The 16663-nt window shown below is 59.7% G+C and carries 17 protein-coding genes and 2 tRNA genes; 8 read left to right on the forward strand and 11 right to left on the reverse strand.

Translation table 11 applies throughout. The annotated features are described in order from the left end of the window. Positions 1 to 60: 60 nt before the first annotated feature. The 3 genes from HB376_RS32275 to HB376_RS32285 form a co-directional block, all read right to left on the reverse strand. Positions 61 to 297 (reverse strand): hypothetical protein, encoded by a 237-nt coding sequence (locus HB376_RS32275; RefSeq protein WP_213767721.1) that lies wholly within the window; start codon positions 295 to 297, stop codon positions 61 to 63. A gap of 250 nt (positions 298 to 547) precedes the next feature. After that, positions 548 to 3172 carry an alanine--tRNA ligase gene (gene alaS, locus HB376_RS32280; protein WP_213767722.1) on the reverse strand — a complete coding sequence of 875 codons (2625 nt, stop codon included), beginning with the start codon at positions 3170 to 3172 and terminating at the stop codon, positions 548 to 550. A gap of 1264 nt (positions 3173 to 4436) precedes the next feature. Then, positions 4437 to 4655 (reverse strand): ornithine acetyltransferase, encoded by a 219-nt coding sequence (locus HB376_RS32285; protein WP_213767723.1) that lies wholly within the window; start codon positions 4653 to 4655, stop codon positions 4437 to 4439. A 373-nt stretch (positions 4656 to 5028) separates the two neighbouring features. Between HB376_RS32285 and HB376_RS32290 the strand changes: the two genes are divergently transcribed. Together HB376_RS32290 and HB376_RS32295 are read left to right on the forward strand one after the other, a co-directional pair. Then, positions 5029 to 6738 carry a glutamine--tRNA ligase/YqeY domain fusion protein gene (locus HB376_RS32290; protein WP_213767724.1) on the forward strand — a complete coding sequence of 570 codons (1710 nt, stop codon included), beginning with the start codon at positions 5029 to 5031 and terminating at the stop codon, positions 6736 to 6738. 97 nt (positions 6739 to 6835) lie between these two features. After that, a complete protein-coding gene (locus tag HB376_RS32295; protein WP_346730624.1) occupies positions 6836 to 7747 on the forward strand; it encodes a transporter substrate-binding domain-containing protein in 912 nt (303 codons plus the stop codon). A gap of 67 nt (positions 7748 to 7814) precedes the next feature. Here HB376_RS32295 and HB376_RS32300 read toward each other — a convergent pair whose 3' ends face one another. Next, positions 7815 to 8267 (reverse strand): NUDIX domain-containing protein, encoded by a 453-nt coding sequence (locus HB376_RS32300; protein ID WP_213767725.1) that lies wholly within the window; start codon positions 8265 to 8267, stop codon positions 7815 to 7817. Positions 8268 to 8329: 62 nt separating this feature from the next. After that, positions 8330 to 8737, reverse strand: coding sequence for an RT0821/Lpp0805 family surface protein (locus HB376_RS32305; protein ID WP_213767726.1), 408 nt, complete (start codon positions 8735 to 8737; stop codon positions 8330 to 8332). A gap of 347 nt (positions 8738 to 9084) precedes the next feature. On the opposite strand from HB376_RS32305, the gene HB376_RS32310 reads away from it, so the two are divergent. Continuing rightward, on the forward strand, positions 9085 to 9369 hold the full coding sequence (locus HB376_RS32310) for a hypothetical protein (protein WP_213767727.1): 285 nt from the start codon (positions 9085 to 9087) through the stop codon (positions 9367 to 9369). A gap of 182 nt (positions 9370 to 9551) precedes the next feature. After that, positions 9552 to 10538 (forward strand): sulfonate ABC transporter substrate-binding protein, encoded by a 987-nt coding sequence (locus HB376_RS32315; protein ID WP_213767728.1) that lies wholly within the window; start codon positions 9552 to 9554, stop codon positions 10536 to 10538. A gap of 106 nt (positions 10539 to 10644) precedes the next feature. On the opposite strand, the gene HB376_RS32320 is transcribed toward HB376_RS32315, so the two are convergent. From HB376_RS32320 to HB376_RS32330, 3 genes are all read right to left on the reverse strand, one after another. Then, a tRNA-Arg gene (locus tag HB376_RS32320) sits at positions 10645 to 10721 on the reverse strand. A gap of 100 nt (positions 10722 to 10821) precedes the next feature. Next, positions 10822 to 11652: an undecaprenyl-diphosphate phosphatase gene (locus HB376_RS32325; RefSeq protein ID WP_213767729.1), complete on the reverse strand. Its 831-nt coding sequence runs from the start codon at positions 11650 to 11652 to the stop codon at positions 10822 to 10824. Continuing rightward, positions 11603 to 11929 (reverse strand): hypothetical protein, encoded by a 327-nt coding sequence (locus HB376_RS32330; protein ID WP_213767730.1) that lies wholly within the window; start codon positions 11927 to 11929, stop codon positions 11603 to 11605. Before HB376_RS32330 ends, HB376_RS32325 begins: the two co-directional genes overlap by 50 nt. A 282-nt stretch (positions 11930 to 12211) precedes the next feature. Here HB376_RS32330 and HB376_RS32335 point away from each other — a divergent pair, with 282 nt between their 5' ends. The 3 genes from HB376_RS32335 (at position 12212) to HB376_RS32345 (ending at position 14371) form a co-directional block, all read left to right on the forward strand. Further along, positions 12212 to 13117, forward strand: coding sequence for an aldose epimerase (locus tag HB376_RS32335; RefSeq protein ID WP_213767731.1), 906 nt, complete (start codon positions 12212 to 12214; stop codon positions 13115 to 13117). Between the two features lie 193 nt (positions 13118 to 13310). Further along, positions 13311 to 13982, forward strand: a complete 672-nt coding sequence (locus tag HB376_RS32340) for a peptidoglycan DD-metalloendopeptidase family protein (RefSeq protein ID WP_346730625.1) — start codon at positions 13311 to 13313, stop codon at positions 13980 to 13982. Between the two features lie 56 nt (positions 13983 to 14038). Further along, on the forward strand, positions 14039 to 14371 hold the full coding sequence (locus tag HB376_RS32345) for a hypothetical protein (RefSeq protein WP_213767732.1): 333 nt from the start codon (positions 14039 to 14041) through the stop codon (positions 14369 to 14371). On the opposite strand, the gene HB376_RS32350 is transcribed toward HB376_RS32345, so the two are convergent. The 3 genes from HB376_RS32350 to HB376_RS32360 all read right to left on the reverse strand — a co-directional run bounded on the left by HB376_RS32350 (position 14334) and on the right by HB376_RS32360 (position 16012). Continuing rightward, positions 14334 to 14558 (reverse strand): hypothetical protein, encoded by a 225-nt coding sequence (locus HB376_RS32350; RefSeq protein ID WP_213767733.1) that lies wholly within the window; start codon positions 14556 to 14558, stop codon positions 14334 to 14336. The two genes, HB376_RS32345 and HB376_RS32350, sit on opposite strands and share 38 nt — an antisense overlap. 444 nt (positions 14559 to 15002) lie before the next feature. Then, positions 15003 to 15530 carry a Fur family transcriptional regulator gene (locus HB376_RS32355; RefSeq protein WP_213767734.1) on the reverse strand — a complete coding sequence of 176 codons (528 nt, stop codon included), beginning with the start codon at positions 15528 to 15530 and terminating at the stop codon, positions 15003 to 15005. A gap of 405 nt (positions 15531 to 15935) precedes the next feature. After that, a tRNA-Pro gene (locus tag HB376_RS32360) sits at positions 15936 to 16012 on the reverse strand. Between the two features lie 131 nt (positions 16013 to 16143). Between HB376_RS32360 and sixA the strand changes: the two genes are divergently transcribed. Further along, the gene (gene sixA, locus HB376_RS32365; RefSeq protein ID WP_213767735.1) at positions 16144 to 16602 is read left to right on the forward strand and encodes a phosphohistidine phosphatase SixA; all 459 of its coding nucleotides are present in this window, start codon (positions 16144 to 16146) and stop codon (positions 16600 to 16602) included. Positions 16603 to 16663 lie beyond the last annotated feature (61 nt).

Raw genomic sequence — 16663 nt, forward strand, 5'->3', positions numbered from 1 at the left:
GACGTCAATAACCGCCAAGCCCGTGTCTGTTTGTCCCCTGTTCGCTGACCGCTTTGCGATTTATTTTCCGGCGGGTTGATCAGATCCCGCAGCCTGCTGCGCCTTCTTGTCCTTCTTGTTTGCTTCGTGATGACCGATCGCGCAACCGCCGGCTGCGCCCACCGCGCCGTGCTTGCCCGCAACGTGGCCCGCCACGCCGCCTACTGCCGCACCTTCCAGACATCCTTTGGCGTAGACGGCACCCGTGGCGAAAAACATCGAAGAAGCAGCGACGAGTGTGACGAGTTTTCGATTCATGAGACAGGTTCCTTTCGTAGTCGATGCACAAGGCTTCGTGCCTGCGCTGACTAAAGCATGGCAAGTCGCGTACCTGTCGTTTTGCTTGCGGTTTTCGCGGATGCTTGCTGTGGCATCCGCCTTTCAAGGCCGCGTAGCGACCCCTTTTTCGTGGACGAAAAAAAGCCCGTTCTCTGTCGCAGCAGAACGGGCTTTTTTCAAAACATTGAGGCGCGTAGTAAGTTGAACGCGGCTAGACGCAGCTAGACGCTTAGAGCTTTCCCTTCACCCAGTCATTCACGCCGGCCAGTGCCGCTTCCAGGTTCTCCGGCTCGGTGCCGCCCGCTTGCGCCATATCCGGCCGTCCGCCGCCCTTGCCGCCAACTTGCTGCGCGACGAAGTTCACCAGATCCCCCGCTTTAACCTTCTTCGATGCCTCCGCTGTCACGCCTGCAATCAGGCTGACCTTGTTGCCATCGACGGCTGCCAGAACGATGGCTGCGTTCTTCAGCTTGTCCTTCAATTTATCGACGGTTTCGCGCAGCGTCTTGCTATCCGCGCCCGGCAACTGCGCCGCCAGCACATGGATGCCACCGATCTCGACCGCCTGCGACACGAGTTCGTCGCCCTGGCTGGATGCAAGCTTCGACTTCAGCGCGCCGAGTTCCTTTTCCAGCGCCTTCACGTGCTCCTGAACCTGCGTGATGCGCTGCGTGAGTTCGGACGGCTGCGCCTTCAGCAGCGCCGATGCCGCGTTGATCCGCGCATCGAGTTCCTGCACGAAGCGCACGGCGTTGTCGCCGGTGATCGCTTCCACGCGGCGAATCCCGGCAGCCACGCCACCTTCCATCACGATCTTGAACAAGCCGATGTCGCCCGTGCGATGCACGTGCGTGCCGCCGCAAAGTTCGCGCGAAAAACCGAGGTCGAGCACGCGCACTTCGTCGCCGTATTTTTCGCCGAACAACGCCATCGCGCCGCCCTTCACGGCCTCGTCATACGGCATCACGCGCACGATACCCGGCGCGTTTGCCAGCACTTCGGCGTTGACGATTTCTTCCACGCGACGAATCTGCTCGTCGGTCATAGGCGCGTTGTGCGCGAAGTCGAAGCGGGTCTTGTCCGGATCGACGAGCGAACCCTTTTGCTGCACGTGGCTGCCGAGCACTTCGCGCAGCGCCTTGTGCATCAAGTGCGTGGCCGAGTGATTGCGGGCGGTGCGAAGACGGCGAACCGTATCGATTTCCGCCTTCACTACGTCGCCTACTTTCAGCGTGCCCTGCTCGACCGTGCCGTGATGGCCAACGACGTCGGACTGGACCTTGAGGGTATCGACGACGGCGAAGCGCACCACCGCGTTCGCGAGCACGCCCTGATCGCCCGCCTGACCGCCCGATTCGGCGTAGAACGGCGTGTGATCGAGCACGACGACGGCCTGCTGGCCGGCCTGCGCTTCCTTCACCGAACCACCGTCCACGTAGAGCGCGACCACTTTGGCGTCGTCGAAGATTTCGTTTTCGTAGCCGTGGAACGTGGTTTTCGTGCCCGCGTAGTCCAGGCCTTGCGCCGACTTGAACTTGCCGGCCGAACGAGCCTGCTCGCGTTGACGTGCCATGGCTTCGTCGAACGCAGCTTCGTCGACCGTGATGCCGCGCTCGCGGCAAACGTCCGCGGTCAGATCCAGCGGGAAGCCGAATGTGTCGTGGAGTTTGAACGCGAGTTCGCCGTCCAGTTGCTTGGAGCCCTTGGCGTCGAGCGTGGCGAGTTCTGTTTCGAGCATCGACATGCCGTGTTCGATTGTCTCGAAGAAACGTTCTTCTTCCTGCCGCAGAACGTCCGTCACGCGCGTTTGCGCGTCCTTGAGTTCAGGGTAGGCCGCGCCCATTTCCTCGACCAGATCGGCCACGAGCTTATGGAAAAACGCGCCCTTGCGGCCGAGTTTGTAGCCGTGGCGGATGGCGCGGCGCACGATCCGGCGCAGCACATAACCGCGGCCTTCGTTGCCGGGAATCACGCCGTCGACGATCAGGAACGAGCATGCACGAATATGGTCCGCGATCACCTTCAGCGAGTTGTTGGTGAGATCCGGCGTGTCGGTTTCGCGGGCGGCGGCCTTGATCAGCGTCTGGAACAGGTCGATCTCGTAGTTGCTGTGCACATGCTGGAGCACCGCGGCGAGGCGTTCGAGGCCCATGCCGGTATCGACGCTCTGCTTGGGCAGCTTCGTCATGTTGCCCTGGACGTCGCGGTTGAACTGCATGAACACGAGATTCCAGATCTCGATGAAGCGGTCGCCGTCCTCTTCCGGGGATCCCGGCGGGCCGCCCCAGATTTCCGGGCCGTGGTCGTAGAACACTTCCGAGCACGGGCCGCACGGGCCGGTGTCGCCCATGGTCCAGAAATTATCCGATGCGTAGCGCGCGCCCTTGTTGTCGCCGATCCGGATGATCCGTTCCTTCGGCACGCCGATTTCGTTTTCCCAGATGGCGAACGCTTCGTCGTCTTCCTGGTAGACCGTGACCGTGAGCATTTCCGGCGGCAGGCCGTAGACCTTGGTCAGCAGTTCCCAGCAATAGTGGATGGCGTCGCGCTTGAAATAGTCGCCGAACGAGAAGTTGCCCAGCATTTCAAAGAACGTGTGATGGCGGGCTGTGTAGCCGACGTTTTCGAGGTCGTTGTGCTTGCCGCCGGCGCGCACGCTGCGCTGCGAGGTCGTGGCGCGCGAATACGGCCGGCTCTCCGTGCCGAGGAAGACGTCCTTGAACTGGACCATGCCGGAGTTGACGAACAGGAGCGTGGGATCGTTGCCGGGCACGAGGCTCGACGAGCGGACGATCGTGTGGCCCTTCGATTCAAAGAACTTGAGGAATTTCTCGCGGATGTCGGCGGCTTTCATGGCGTGCGGGTCTGCTGTTTTGTACGGCGGCGGCGCTGGGGGCGGAGCTTCTGACTTTTGTGTTTAGTCGCTCGCGCGGGCGGGCCGGTGCCGGGTGCCAAAATGGGATTGTCGATTATACGGGGTTTGGAGGGGGATTTTGTTCGCACTGGTGGACGGGGCTTTTCGTTCGCACCGGTGGACGGTTTTCAGGGCTCGCGGGGGAGGGTGATGTCCGGTTGCCAGGTTTTTTTGGGGTTGGCGGTTGGGGTCAGTGCCGGGTTGGTGCTTTCAGCGTTAGCGGTCTGCAAGAGTCGGATTTTCTCTTTATCACTGTTAGCCACTGTGCGTGGCGGCACGTCATTTCTTTGTCCAAAGCGACAAAGAAACGAAGCAAAGAAAACGCTTTCAACCACGCTACCCTAAGTGTCCACAGCGTGCAGTTTCTATTCATAGGTGCCCCAAAAGCACGGTGCTCGCCAGAGCGGAGGATGTCTGAACCCCTCCTTCTCGCGAATCCTGACACGAACACGCTTCGCCCCGTACGCTCTCGGGCAAGCACCATTGCCAAGGAACCACCACGGCCTCACGCGCCTTTTCGGTTTCGTTTTTTGGCGCATTGGCTACGTGGTCTGAACAGTTGTTTCCGCCGGCAATAGCATCTCGCGTATTGGTACTTCCGTATTGATACTTCATTTCTTGGCGGGTTAACTGCGTGGACCACCCGCTTATTTTCGCCGACTACGGCCTCACGCATTTTCGCGGCCTTGTTTCCAGAAGGGTTAGCTAGTTGGTTCGAGGCGCATGCACATTTGGTGGTTGGTCGTCCGCGGATAGCGCGGGGTGCTCCTTGGGCAGGTTCAATCACTGGTGGCGAAGCGTGTGGGTATCCGTGTTCGGAGAAAGAGGGGTTCACACATCCTTCGCTCTGGCGAGCACCGTGCTTTTGGGGCACCTATGAATAGAAACTGCACGCTGTGGACACTTAGGGTAGCGTGGTTGAAAGCGTTTTCTTTGCTTCGTTTCTTTGTCGCTTTGGACAAAGAAATGACGTGCCGCCACGCACAGTGGCTAATAGTGATAAAGAGAAAATCCGACTCTCGCAGACCACTAACACTGAAAGCAGCAACCCGGCATAGACCCCGACCGCTAACCCCAGAACCGACCAATCCGGCACTGGCACTAACCCCGCCCGCTCCCACCCCAAAACCCTGGCAACCCGGACATCAGCCCCACTCACGAACCCTGAAAAACCCCAAACCGTCCACCGGTGCGAACGAAAATCTTATCTCACTCCAGCCCCGATCAACCCGCCCGCCGCCGCGCCCGCGACCGTCCCAATCGGACCACCCGTCAGCACATAACCCAATGCCCCGCCGGCAGCCGCCCCAATACCCGCGTGCGCCTGCGTACGGCTCACCGCACAGGCCGAAAGCGAAGCGATAAACACCCCAATTGCCGCGACCCGCGCAACCTGAAAAGAAACCCGCGTGATCTTGTCCATGATGAAATTGTCCTTTTTATCGTCGATACCATCTGCATCCAAAACCTTTCAATTTCATTATTTCGGAACGCGTGGCTATCTTAAAATCCTCCCCTCAACGTCGACAATTCGATTTACGTCCCGTTACGCTGGATACAACCAGTGTTGAAAACGCCGTGGCCTGGTTACAACCGCACCGCAACCAAACAACAACCAAACAACCATCCGCGATGGCTCCCGGATGTCGCAGCCACGCCGCACATCGCGGCAAAATCCCGGCCTGCGCTGTCCTGACCCTCTCGCTAAGGTAGAATCGAAAGACCAGATAAGTCTTACCGAACGCAAGCCGCAGGTCTTCAACGCTAGCGCCCTCGTCCGCTCTCCTTTTTCTCGCATGAACACCGATCGCAACGACGCCCCGGCGGTAAACAATTTCATCCGCAATATCATTGACGAAGACAATCGCAACGGCAAATGGTCGCAGCGGGTCGAAACACGTTTTCCGCCCGAGCCAAATGGCTATCTGCACATTGGCCATGCGAAGAGCATTTGCGTCAATTTCGGCATCGCGCGTGATTACGGCGGCGTCTGCCACCTCCGTTTCGACGACACGAACCCGGAAAAGGAAAGCGTCGAATACGTCGATTCCATCATCGACGCCGTCAAATGGCTCGGCTTCGACTGGAACAAAGACGGCACCGAACACCTGTACTTCGCCAGCGACTACTACGACAAACTCTACGAATTCGCCGAGCTGCTGATCGAACGCGGCCAGGCTTATGTAGACAGCCAGTCGGCCGAAGAGATGCGCCTCACACGCGGCTCGGCCCAGGAGCCCGGCAAGAATTCGCCATTCCGCGACCGCACGCCGGAAGAGAACCTCGACCTGTTCCGCCGCATGAAAGCAGGCGAGTTCAAGGAAGGCGAGCACGTGCTGCGCGCGAAAATCGACATGGCATCGCCGAATTTCAACATGCGCGATCCCGTGATCTACCGGATTCGTTTTGCGCATCATTACCGGACCGGTGACACATGGTGCATCTACCCCATGTACGACTACACGCATTGTGTGTCGGACGCGCTCGAAAACATCACGCATTCACTGTGCACGCTCGAGTTTGAAGATCACCGTCCGCTGTACGACTGGTTCCTGAATCAACTCGCCGACGACGGCAAGTTCACCCGTCCGCTGCCGCAGCAAATCGAATTCTCCCGCCTGAACCTGACCTACGCGATCACCAGCAAACGCAAGCTGCTGCAACTGGTGACGGAAAATCACGTCGACGGCTGGGACGACCCGCGCATGCCAACAATCGTTGGCGTTCGGCGTCGGGGTTTCACGCCGGAAAGCATCCGGCTCATGTGCGACCGCGTGGCGGTGACGAAGGTGGATTCGTGGATCGACATGAGCGTGCTGGAAGGCGCGTTGCGCGACGATCTCGACGAAAAGGCGCCCCGTGCAATCGCGGTGCTGGACCCGCTGAAACTGATCATCGACAACTATCCGGAAGGCACGAGCGAAAATTGCAGTGCGCCGGTTCACCCGCATCATCCTGAGCGCGGCACCCGCGAATTTCCGTTTTCAAGGGAATTGTGGATCGAGCGCGAGGACTTCCAGGAAGCGCCGAAGAAAGGCTATTTCCGTTTGTTCCCGGGCAACAAGGTACGGCTGAAGTACGGCTTCGTCGTGGAATGCACTGGCGCGGATAAGGACGAGCACGGCAACATCACGGCCGTGCATTGCACGTATTTCCCCGATAGCAAGTCCGGCACGGAAGGCGCAAACGGCTATAAGGTCAAGGGCACCATTCACTGGGTCAGCGCAGAAGGCGCGTACGAAGCCGAAGTGCGGATCTACGACCGCCTCTTCAAAGAACCGCAACCTGGCGCAGGCGGCGCAGAGTTTCTTGATGCGCTGAACCCGGACTCGAAGCGCATTGTGCGTGCTTATCTCGAACCGGGCGCACGCCAGGCAAACGCCGAAGATCGCTACCAGTTCGAACGCCACGGCTATTTCGTCGCCGACCGTATCGATTCGAAACCCGGCATGCCGGTGTTCAATCGCATCGTCAGCCTGCGCGATAGCTGGACCAAGCCGGCCTAAAGCCATCGGCGCATTCCGCCGAACGTACGCACGCTCATTGTTGTTGGGGGATCCTTTGCAACGCACCTTGCCAAGGTCGTTCGTCCGCGCGTGGCACGTGTCACGCACGTCTCGCATGTCGTGCGCGTTCGCGCTGCTGGTCGCGGCGCAAACGGCTTTCGCGGGCACAGTCGACCTGTCCTCGCCTACGTTACGCAAGATCGCCGAGAACAACAGCATTGTTCTCGGCGTGCGCGAGTCGTCGGTCCCCTTCTCCTATCTCGACGCGAACGGACAGCCTATCGGCTATTCACAGGCCATTGCGCTCAAAATAGTCGACGAAGTCAGGCGCCGCTTGCAAACACCGCGGCTTGCCGTGAGCACGGTCGTCATCACGTCGGCGAACCGATTGTCGTATGTGGTAAATCACCAGATCGACCTGGAGTGCGGATCGACCGCCCACATTCGTGACCGGGAGCAATTGGTCGCGTTCTCGAACAGCTTCTTCAGCTACGGCATCCGGATGGCGGTAAAGCAAAAATCCGGCATTTCCAACTACGCCGATCTTGCCGGCAAGACTGTATCGACCACAGCAGGCACATCCGACGAACAGCTACTGCGGGAGCTGTCGCTGAACCGGAAACTCGATCTCCGAATCTTCAGCGCGAAAGACCACGCAGAAGGTTTCGATGCATTGAAAACCGGCCGCGCCGTGGCGTTCGTGATGGATGATCCGTTGCTGTACGGAAAAATAGCCCAGGAAGGTCCGGCCCAAAACGAGTACATGGTCACGGGCGACTCGCTCGCGCACGAATCCTACGCATGCATGATGCGCAAGGGCGACCCGGTCTTCAAGAAACTGGCCGATGACGTGATTGCCGACATGGAGCGCTCAGGCGAAGCCGAAAAACTCTACGACCAGTGGTTCATGCAAGCCATTCCCCCCGATAACATCAACTTGCGGTTCCCTCTGTCGCCAGAAATGAGAGCGTTGTTCGCCAATCCGAACGACCACGCCTCCGAAAACTAGCATTGGCCAAGTAGCCAGCGCCGATCAATGGCGACCCGCGACACGACGCACGCCCAAGCCTTCCGGCTCAGGCGAGCGTCTGGTGCAGCTCAGTCAGCGACAACGTGGTCTGGAACAGGCGCGCGAGGCTGCGGCTTGCGTACTGATCGACATCAACCGGCGTGACCCATCTGTACGCGTCCATTTCGGGGATCATCGCGCCGTCCCGGCGACGCGGAAAATACGATTCGCAGACGCACTCTTCAAGCTTCACTTCGTCGTCGGTCACTCGCACCGCAAACAGATGCAGGTCCTTGTCGCGGCGATAAACAAACCGCCCCAGATCCTTCAACCGATCCGCATTCAGCACGATCCCCGTCTCTTCCACGAGTTCCCGCAACGCCGCTTCCACGGGTTGTTCGTCCGCCTCACCCTGGCCTTTCGGAATATCCCAGTGCGACGTCTCGGTCGCGTGGCACAGCAACACGTCCCCTTGCGTGTTAAGAATCACGACGCCGCACGAAACCGTCCGGTCCGCCATTTAAGCGGCCTTCCGGATTCGCGATACCGCGTGACAGGAAACTTCGGGCTGGTTAAAACAGGTCACTGTTTCAACAATGCCCATTTACCGCCGTCCGGCTTGCAGACGGTGGGAGCCCAGGTCTGCGTCTGGCCCTTGGCGTGAGCCACCATGGTGAGCTTGCGGCACGTACGGTCGCCGTCTTTCTTCGTATCCGACGGCGTGATCGTGCCGTTGACCGCAACCGGATTACCCGCGCCTTCGTTGTTCCAGTCGAGCGACTCTCCGTCCTGCTTGGTGTCGAGCGCCGAGTGCGCCGCGTTGTTGAGCACCTGCAAGTCGCGCTGCTTCATGTAGGTAATCGGCGTGTTGTTGAGAAACCCGAGGTTGGCCGCGTGCGCCGCGCCGCTGGCAAGCACGACACAGCTTGCGATCAGTTTCACGGCGAATTGCACGGAGACGCGTTTGAGCGCGCGAGATGGGTATGACATGAAACATTCTCCCTCGTTGGTATTGATATTGAATTTCGGCAAGATCAGCGACATCAGCGACATCAGCGAGATCGCCGCAGGATCGATATGACTGCATGATTGGCGACGATTGCCATAACCACGTTTCAAAAAAGTCAGAAACGCTCAGGATCGACTGATAAATCACGATCATCTGGCGTCGAGGATAGCATGAGGGCACAAGGACTTTGCAAGCGCCGAACGCCCTCCGAATGGCCATGTGCTCTGTTTTTCAGAGCGACCAGGAACTATCTCAGAAGCGTCTGATAGTCGCATTGGAGACGGAAAACTAGGATCGAAAGCTTGTCGACTACGCTTCAAATCCGATCATGCCGACCCTTCTCGCTACCGCCCAGACACCCACGCTCTACGAGTGGCTGTGCATCGCCATTATCGCGTGTGCGATCACGATGCCCAAAGGGCTCATGGCGATGGACCGGATGCTGGCCAGACGGCCTGAACGGTCCGAGTGGTCAGGGTGCTCCTATGTTCCCGATCCGCGCGGCGCTACGCAGCCGCCAATCTGGCCGCGCGTGATGACCGCCATAGGCGGCGTGTTCTGGATCGGCGCATTGCTCACGCTGGTGTTTTTGTGCCGGCAACTCACGCCATAGATTTCTCGCAACCCGACATGAATCAAGGGCAGCTTCGGCTTCCTTTTTTGTTGTCGACCGCTGTCGCATTTCCGTTTTTCGGATTCCGTCATTAGCTTCGAAGCATCGCTTATTCGACGCGCAAACCCATCGCCGCTATGGTCGACGATATCGTCGCGATCTCTTCTCCCACGGAAATTTCCATGAAAAGGCTGGGTTCGTCGTTGTCTTTATCAGCGTTATGGGTCGCTGCTGCGTTCACGTTGTTGCCGCTGTCCGCGTCGGCACAAAACGCGGCGAGTGCGCCCGCGAAGCAATTGCGGATCGGATTTCAGAAGGCAGGCCTGCTTGCCGTGCTCAAGGCCCAGGGTTCGCTCGAACAAAAACTCAAGCCGCTCGGCTATACCGTCAGTTGGTATGAGTTTCCCGCCGGGCCGCAATTGCTCGAGGCGCTCAATACAAGCAACATCGATTTCGGCTACACCGGCGCGCCGCCGCCCATTTTTGCGCAGGCTGCGGGCGTGAATTTCGTTTATGTCGGCGCAGAGCCAGGCGGAGAAACCAACGAAGCGCTGTTCGTCAAACCCAATTCACCGATCCATTCGCTGGCCGATCTGAAAGGCCGGCGCATCGCGTTGCAAAAGGGATCAAGCTCGAACTTCCTGCTGCTTGCCATACTGCAGAAAGCGGGCTTGAAACTCGATGATATCCAGCCGGTTTATCTCGCGCCCGCGGACGCCCGCGCGGCCTTCGAAAACGGCGATGTCGATGCATGGATCGTCTGGGACCCGTATTACGCCGCCGCCCAAAAGGCGTTGACCGTGCGCACGCTCGCGGACTACACCGGGTTGCCGAAACCGTTCAATTTCTACGAGGCCACGCGCAGCTTCGCCACCCAGAATCCACAGGCGGTGCGTGCTGTGATCGAGCAGTTGCGCACGACCGGCGCATGGGTCACACAGCATCCGGCGGACACGGCGGCGTTGCTCGCGCCGAAAATCGGGCTTGATGCGGGACTGGTGGAGACGTGGATACGCCGGGTACCGTATGCCGCTACGCCGATCGATGAGAAAATTGTCGCGACCCAGCAGGGCGTGGCAGATACGTTCTATCGCGCGAAGCTGATTCCGAAAGCGGTGACGGTGAAGGACAACGTGTGGCGGGACCAGAGCGCGCTGACCGCGCAGTAGGCGGAACGCCTTTTGAAGCGTGGAGGGGCGCGTGAGCGCGCCCTGCTAAACATCACGCGATGCTGCGGTTTCGCCCGCCCGAGGCGTTGAGACGAACCCGAGGTTCTGGTACGGCAGGAGGGACTCGAACCCCCGCCCCTCGGCTTAGAAGGCCGATGCTCTATCCAGCTGAGCTACTGCCGCGTTGCAGGTGATCCGGGATTTTACCTCATCGAAAGGATGCGAGGCCTCATTCCGAAACCTCGCCCGCTTCAATGCGGTTTAAACCTGCTTTAAATCTGCTTTAAACCGGTTGCGGATGCAGCATGAACCAGCCAAGACAGAACGCGCCCGCGACCACGCAATACAAGCCGAAAGCCGCCAGCCGGCCGCGGCCTTCGAAGTAACGCATCAGGAAACGCACGCTCAAGTACGCCGCGATTCCCGTCAGCACGCCACCGAGGACGGCATCGAAGAGTTGATCCGGTGCGTGGAACAGCTTCGGCAATTCGAGTACGCCGGCGGCGAAGATGATCGGCGTGCCAAGCAGGAACGAGAACTCCGCCGCTTTCTCGGAACTCATTCCGGCGCCGACGCCCGCGATAATCGTCAGTCCGCTGCGCGAAAACCCCGGAATCAGCGCACCGATCTGCGCAAGACCAACCAGGAACGCCTGCTTGAACGTGAGGTCTTCAGGCGAACGTTCGGCGCGCGCACGCGTCAGCCGGTCGCCGACCCACAACAGCACGCCGTTCACCATCAACGCCGCCGCGACGATCCGCAGATCGTGGAACAGTGCCTCAAGCCGCTTTTCAAGCACCAGCCCGACGATACCCGTCGGAATCGTGCCAATGATCAGCGCCCACATCATGTGGCCGTCGGCGTTTTTGCGGCCGCGCAGCGATCCGATAAACCCCTTGATCAGCGCAATCCAGCGCTTGCGGAAATACCACAGCAGCGCGAGCGCCGTACCGAGGTGCAACGCGACCAGGAACGGCAGCAACTGCGGCGCGTGTTTATCGATGTGCATCCCGATCAGGCCGGGCACCAGAAGCGTATGTCCAAGACTGCTGACCGGGAACAATTCAGTCACACCCTGGAGTACGCTCAGAAAAATCAGAAACCACAAAGTCACGCGTCGATCCTCTTTCGTTATTGACGACAGGCGCATAGCCGCGGCGGCGCAGCAAATGGCCAAGCAAACCGGGCCGATTATGCCGGTCACCAAAAGCAGCGCCAAGCCTTTGCGTAGGCCTTTCGCCATCGAAAGCAAATCGTTTGGTTAAAAGAATATTTTTGTAAAAAATAAAAAAGCCCGTTGTAAGAACGGGCTTTTTGTTTGACTGCGTCACATCTGCGTCACGGTCGCAGCTTGTATAAGAACAGCAGTGTGCCGGCGCCGAACGTTCCAAAAATGAACACTCCAAACATCATCGCCAGATCCATATCGTCCTCGTCGTTCGGCAGGACCCATCGATCTGCGTGAGATCGTCAAGGTCGAAAAATGTTTCATGCGCGTTACATCGTGCTTGCATTATCGGGGCAATGAAAGCGGCTGTGTCAGTCGCAATTTCCCCAAAAGGGTTTCCCCGTAGAATTGAGCCGCCCATTGCGCCACACCGTCTGTTCGTTGCACGTTCGAACACTTGTGTTTGATCACGCAGTTTGACCACTTCCTCAAGGAGACCACCGACATGTCATCCCAGCCTGAAGACATCCTGGAAATCACGTTCGATGACGCCGTTCTAGAACTCGCGCCGCGCGCGGGCGGACGGCTGATGACGTGGCGCGTCGGCGGCGAGCCGGTTATTTTCTGGCCGGCCGCGCCGGACTGGTCCAACTTCGTCAAGATTCGCGGCGGCAACCCGTTATTGTTTCCGTTTCTCGGCCGCCATTTCGTCGATGGCGAAATCGGCAAATGGCGCGATCAGGAAGGCGTCGTGCACGAACTCCCCATGCACGGTTTTGCGCGCAATCTGCCGTTCGAGCACCGGAAAGACCCGGACGGCCATGGCGTGCGAATGACGCTCGTGGACAACGATTTCACGCGCCAGGGGTACCCGTTCGCGTTTCGTTTCGAGGCGGCATACAGGCTGGTCGACGCCGTGACGCTCGATGTCGAACTCACCACGTCGAATCCGGGCGAAGTGCCGCTGCCCTACTACGCGGGCCATCATTTCTATTTCGCCCTGCCGCACGACCAGCGCGGCATGAGCAGCCTGGAATTGCCGCGCACTGAAACCCGTCGGCAACTCGACGATGGCGCTATCACTGACCCGCAACCGGGCGCCGCGCGCTACGCGCTGGACGACGCCAACATCCTGGATCGTTTCCATTGTTTTACTGGCCCCTCCGACCACCCGGTCCGCCTCGTCACGCCGGGTTTGAAACGTGCGGTGAACTTCGACCTGCAACGCCCCGACTCGGTGCCCTGGTACGCGGTGACGACCTGGACCCTGGAGCCCACATCGGATTTCTACTGCGTCGAGCCGTGGGTCGGACTCCCCGATGCCATTCACAATGGCCGCGGACTGCGCTGGCTCGCGCCGGGAAAAACCGAAACGGCAGCACTGCGGCTGACCATTTCGCCGGCCGCCTGAAGGGAGAGAGGAAGCGGGCAACGAGCGGCAACTAGCCGGCCATCCGGGCCGCTTCTGAGGGCAGCGACGCCGGGACGGTAAAATCGGACATTTCGCCGATGCGCGTACTGGTTTGTTTGCCGCAGCGTTTTCGGTTTGTGCGGCGCTTTGCGAGGTTTTGGGTTTGGTAAAAATAATTCGACGGCTGACCTGCGTGTCGTTGGTCGCAGTGCTCGCCGCGTGCGGCTCCGCGCCGGTCGGACCAGGGTTTTATCGAGTTGAACGGGGCGACACGGTGTCGAAGGTCGCGCGGGCGAACCGGACGTCGGTCCAGAACATCGCGCGCTGGAACAACCTCACCGACCCGAATGCTATCGAGGTCGGCCAGGTGCTGCGTGTGGCGCCGCCCGCAGGCAGCGTGACTTCGGCCGGGTCATCAGCACCGCCGGCCCGCACGAGCAGCAGCGCGGGCACATCGGACTCGGCGCCATCGTCATCCGCATTGGTCACGCCGGCCACCAGCATTTCGCTTATCTGGCCGACGCAAGGCAGCGTGATTCGCGGTTTCGACGGCAAGAGTTCGAAGGGTATCGACATTGCCGGCGCGTCCGGGACGCAGATCGTGGCGGCCGCCGCGGGGACGGTAGTCTATGCGGGGAATGGGCTGCGCGGTTACGGCAACCTGCTGATCGTGAAGCACAACGCCGACTACCTGACCGCCTACGCGCATAACCGCGCGCTGCTCGTGAAGGAGGGCCAGAGCATCACGCAGGGTCAACCCATCGCGGAAATGGGCGACACCGACACGAATCGCGTGATGCTGCATTTCGAATTGCGCTACAAGGGTAGTTCGATCGATCCATCGCGTTATCTGCCGGCACGGTAACGCGCAAGGCACGCTCATGCAGGCGCGCGTGCCTAATCAAACACAGGGAAGAATCGATGAAATTACAAGTTTGCGCCACGACGCTTGGAAAGGTGGCCGCGACAGCTGCGGTAATGGTGGCTGCGCTGACGCTCGCGGGCTGCGCCGACTCGGCGAAGATGACCTATCTGCCGTCCGGTGACACCGGTTTTGCGATCAACTGCAGCGGTGGCGACGCAAGTACAAGCTGGGCGGAATGCTACAAAAAAGCGGGCGAGATGTGCGGGTCGTATGGCTACGACGTCGTGTCGAAGGACGTTGACAACGGAGCGACGTCTGGCGGAACGGTGGCCGGGATTTTCGGCGCGAACGTCAAGAACCGGTCGATGGTGATTCGCTGCAAGCAATAGCGCTCGCCTGTTTCTTGATCGAGCGGCCGAGGCGCGCAACGTTTTCGCCCAACGCCAGGTTTGCTCGCGGACCCAGCAGTTGCGCACCGCGCCACCGACCGGACAACGGGTCGATATGCGAGGCGAACACGAGCAGCGAACCCAGCGCGATCGGACAAATGGCGAGGAAAATCCACAACGAGGTCATGGTCGGGAATCGATTTCAGGAAATGCGATCATACCTTTGCGGCAAGAAATTCGCATAATCCGCCGCCAAAGCTGCGTGTCGATCGTAGTAATTACGTGTCGCGGCCTTCGTTGACCAGACAGGCTTAAACCTCCGGAAAGCCCGTGCACATTGGGTTACGCGTTGATACAAGTGATCACAATCAACCCGATTGATGCACTTTAGAATACGGTCAGCCCGCGATTCTCTGCGCGAACAGTCCTCGCGGGTCAGAAGCCCCGGTGTGCCCGCATCGGGGCTTCGCTTTATTCAGGCCGTCAGTTTGGGCGTCAGCGCGCGGCTCTAAGGCTCGGCGCTCACACAGCGGCGTTCGAAGCCATCCATGGAATACAAAAGGCCGTTGCCGACTGACGTCGGAAACGGCCTTTTTTGCGGGCGCTGCGCTTTATGCGTTGCGCGGGGAGATCAATGCGACGCGTGATCGTGCTGATGCGCGCTGGGGTCTTCAGCGGCCTGACATGCCGGACAAATGCCCTTTAACTCGATGTCGTCGCCGGCCAGCCGATACCCGCTCGCCTCGACCTGCGACATCAGGGTCTGGCGCAACTGTTGTTGCTGCTGCAACTCGGTCACGCGGCCACATTGCTGACACACGATCAGCACGCCGTGCTGGCAATGCGTGAGATCGTGGCAGACGGTGAACGCATTGATGGACTCAATCCGATGAATCAGCCCCGCCGACAGCAGGAAATCCAGCGCCCGATACACCGTGGGAGGTGACGCGTTCGGATGCATCGCCCGCATTTCGTCGAGCAACGTATAGGCTTTGGTCGCCCGGCCTGAAGCCAGCAGCAACTCGAGCACGGTGCGGCGAATGGGCGTGAGTTTCTGACCACGCTCGCGACAATAATCGTCGGCCATCGTGACCGCCGCCTGGAGCGCGTCGGCGGACGAGTGGGCGTGAGAGTGGGCGTCGTTGGTGGGCGTGTTCATAGGCGGATTATACGCTGCGACATAAGGGCCAAGTTCCGGGCGTGCGGCGTCACGGCTTTATTGCGGCTGCTCGGGCTTGGCCGGCGCGATGATCATGACCGGCGGCGTGGTGTCGGTGGGCACGCCCTTGTAGTCGGGCGGATCTTGCGGCGGCGTGTGGTGAGGCACGGTGGCGTCGCCACAGGCCGACAGGAGCAGGGAGCAGATAAACAAAGCAGCGAAACGCGGCATGGACGGCCCGGAAATGAAGTTCAGGAGGTTTTAGATACGAATACGAAGAGTGAACGCAGAAGATTAAACGATATCGGAGATTGGCGAGAGAACGGAAACGTGGGCGCTGTGACCACAGCGCCAGAAATGGCGAAGGGGTCACGAGTTAAACTCGTGACCCCTTCATTTAAAACGTGGTCGGAGCGAAAGGATTCGAACCTTCGACCCTCTGATCCCAAATCAGATGCGCTACCAGGCTGCGCTACGCTCCGACAAGAACGAGATGATAGCGTTTTACCGACACCCGCGCAATCGAAACTATTGGACGCCGCGTTGAGTCCGAAGCCATAGCACTTGCGCGGCCTTCGCCGGTCCAAATTGAAAAACCCACAGGAGACATCCGATGAACCTCATTCTCTGGCGCCACGCCGAAGCAGAAGACCAGGCTGCGAGCGATCTCGTGCGCCAGCTGACGCCGCGTGGCGTAAAACAGGCTCAGGGCGCGGCGAAGTGGCTGAAGAGCCGGTTAGACGACGATGCGGTGTTTCTCGTCAGTCCGGCCACGCGCACGATCCAGACAATGGAAGCGTTTGGCGACCGCTATCGCGTCGCAAAGGAACTCGCGCCGGGGGCCAGCGCCCAGGCCGTGCTGGATGCCGCGGAATGGCCGCGCGGCGTCGCGGAGACTGTCGTCGTAGTCGGACATCAACCAACGCTCGGGCGCGTCGCGGCTTCGCTGATGACCGGCCACGAAGCCGAATGGACCCTGAAGAAAGGCGGTATCTGGTGGTTCCAGCAACGCTCCCGCGCAGGCGACGACCAAGTCGTGCTGCGGGCGGTAACAAGTCCTGATTTACTGTAGCAAAAGACTGTAGCAATAGCTCAAACAGCCCCCCAAGGCGGCAAAACCGTGGCTTCGCGGT

The organism is Caballeronia sp. dw_19 (genome assembly GCF_018449515.1).
Lineage (GTDB): Bacteria > Pseudomonadota > Gammaproteobacteria > Burkholderiales > Burkholderiaceae > Caballeronia.

What these genes read in the sequence shown, in the direction of transcription:
- HB376_RS32335 (WP_213767731.1), top strand. Translation starts at nt 12,212, where the DNA reads ATGTCATCCCAGCCTGAAGACATCCTGGAAATCACGTTCGATGACGCC.
- alaS (WP_213767722.1), bottom strand. Translation starts at nt 3,172, where the DNA reads ATGAAAGCCGCCGACATCCGCGAGAAATTCCTCAAGTTCTTTGAATCG.
- HB376_RS32275 (WP_213767721.1), bottom strand. Translation starts at nt 297, where the DNA reads ATGAATCGAAAACTCGTCACACTCGTCGCTGCTTCTTCGATGTTTTTC.
- HB376_RS32355 (WP_213767734.1), bottom strand. Translation starts at nt 15,530, where the DNA reads ATGAACACGCCCACCAACGACGCCCACTCTCACGCCCACTCGTCCGCC.
- HB376_RS32305 (WP_213767726.1), bottom strand. Translation starts at nt 8,737, where the DNA reads ATGTCATACCCATCTCGCGCGCTCAAACGCGTCTCCGTGCAATTCGCC.
- HB376_RS32300 (WP_213767725.1), bottom strand. Translation starts at nt 8,267, where the DNA reads ATGGCGGACCGGACGGTTTCGTGCGGCGTCGTGATTCTTAACACGCAA.
- HB376_RS32285 (WP_213767723.1), bottom strand. Translation starts at nt 4,655, where the DNA reads ATGGACAAGATCACGCGGGTTTCTTTTCAGGTTGCGCGGGTCGCGGCA.
- HB376_RS32345 (WP_213767732.1), top strand. Translation starts at nt 14,039, where the DNA reads ATGAAATTACAAGTTTGCGCCACGACGCTTGGAAAGGTGGCCGCGACA.
- sixA (WP_213767735.1), top strand. Translation starts at nt 16,144, where the DNA reads ATGAACCTCATTCTCTGGCGCCACGCCGAAGCAGAAGACCAGGCTGCG.
- HB376_RS32310 (WP_213767727.1), top strand. Translation starts at nt 9,085, where the DNA reads ATGCCGACCCTTCTCGCTACCGCCCAGACACCCACGCTCTACGAGTGG.
- HB376_RS32350 (WP_213767733.1), bottom strand. Translation starts at nt 14,558, where the DNA reads ATGACCTCGTTGTGGATTTTCCTCGCCATTTGTCCGATCGCGCTGGGT.
- HB376_RS32290 (WP_213767724.1), top strand. Translation starts at nt 5,029, where the DNA reads ATGAACACCGATCGCAACGACGCCCCGGCGGTAAACAATTTCATCCGC.
- HB376_RS32315 (WP_213767728.1), top strand. Translation starts at nt 9,552, where the DNA reads ATGAAAAGGCTGGGTTCGTCGTTGTCTTTATCAGCGTTATGGGTCGCT.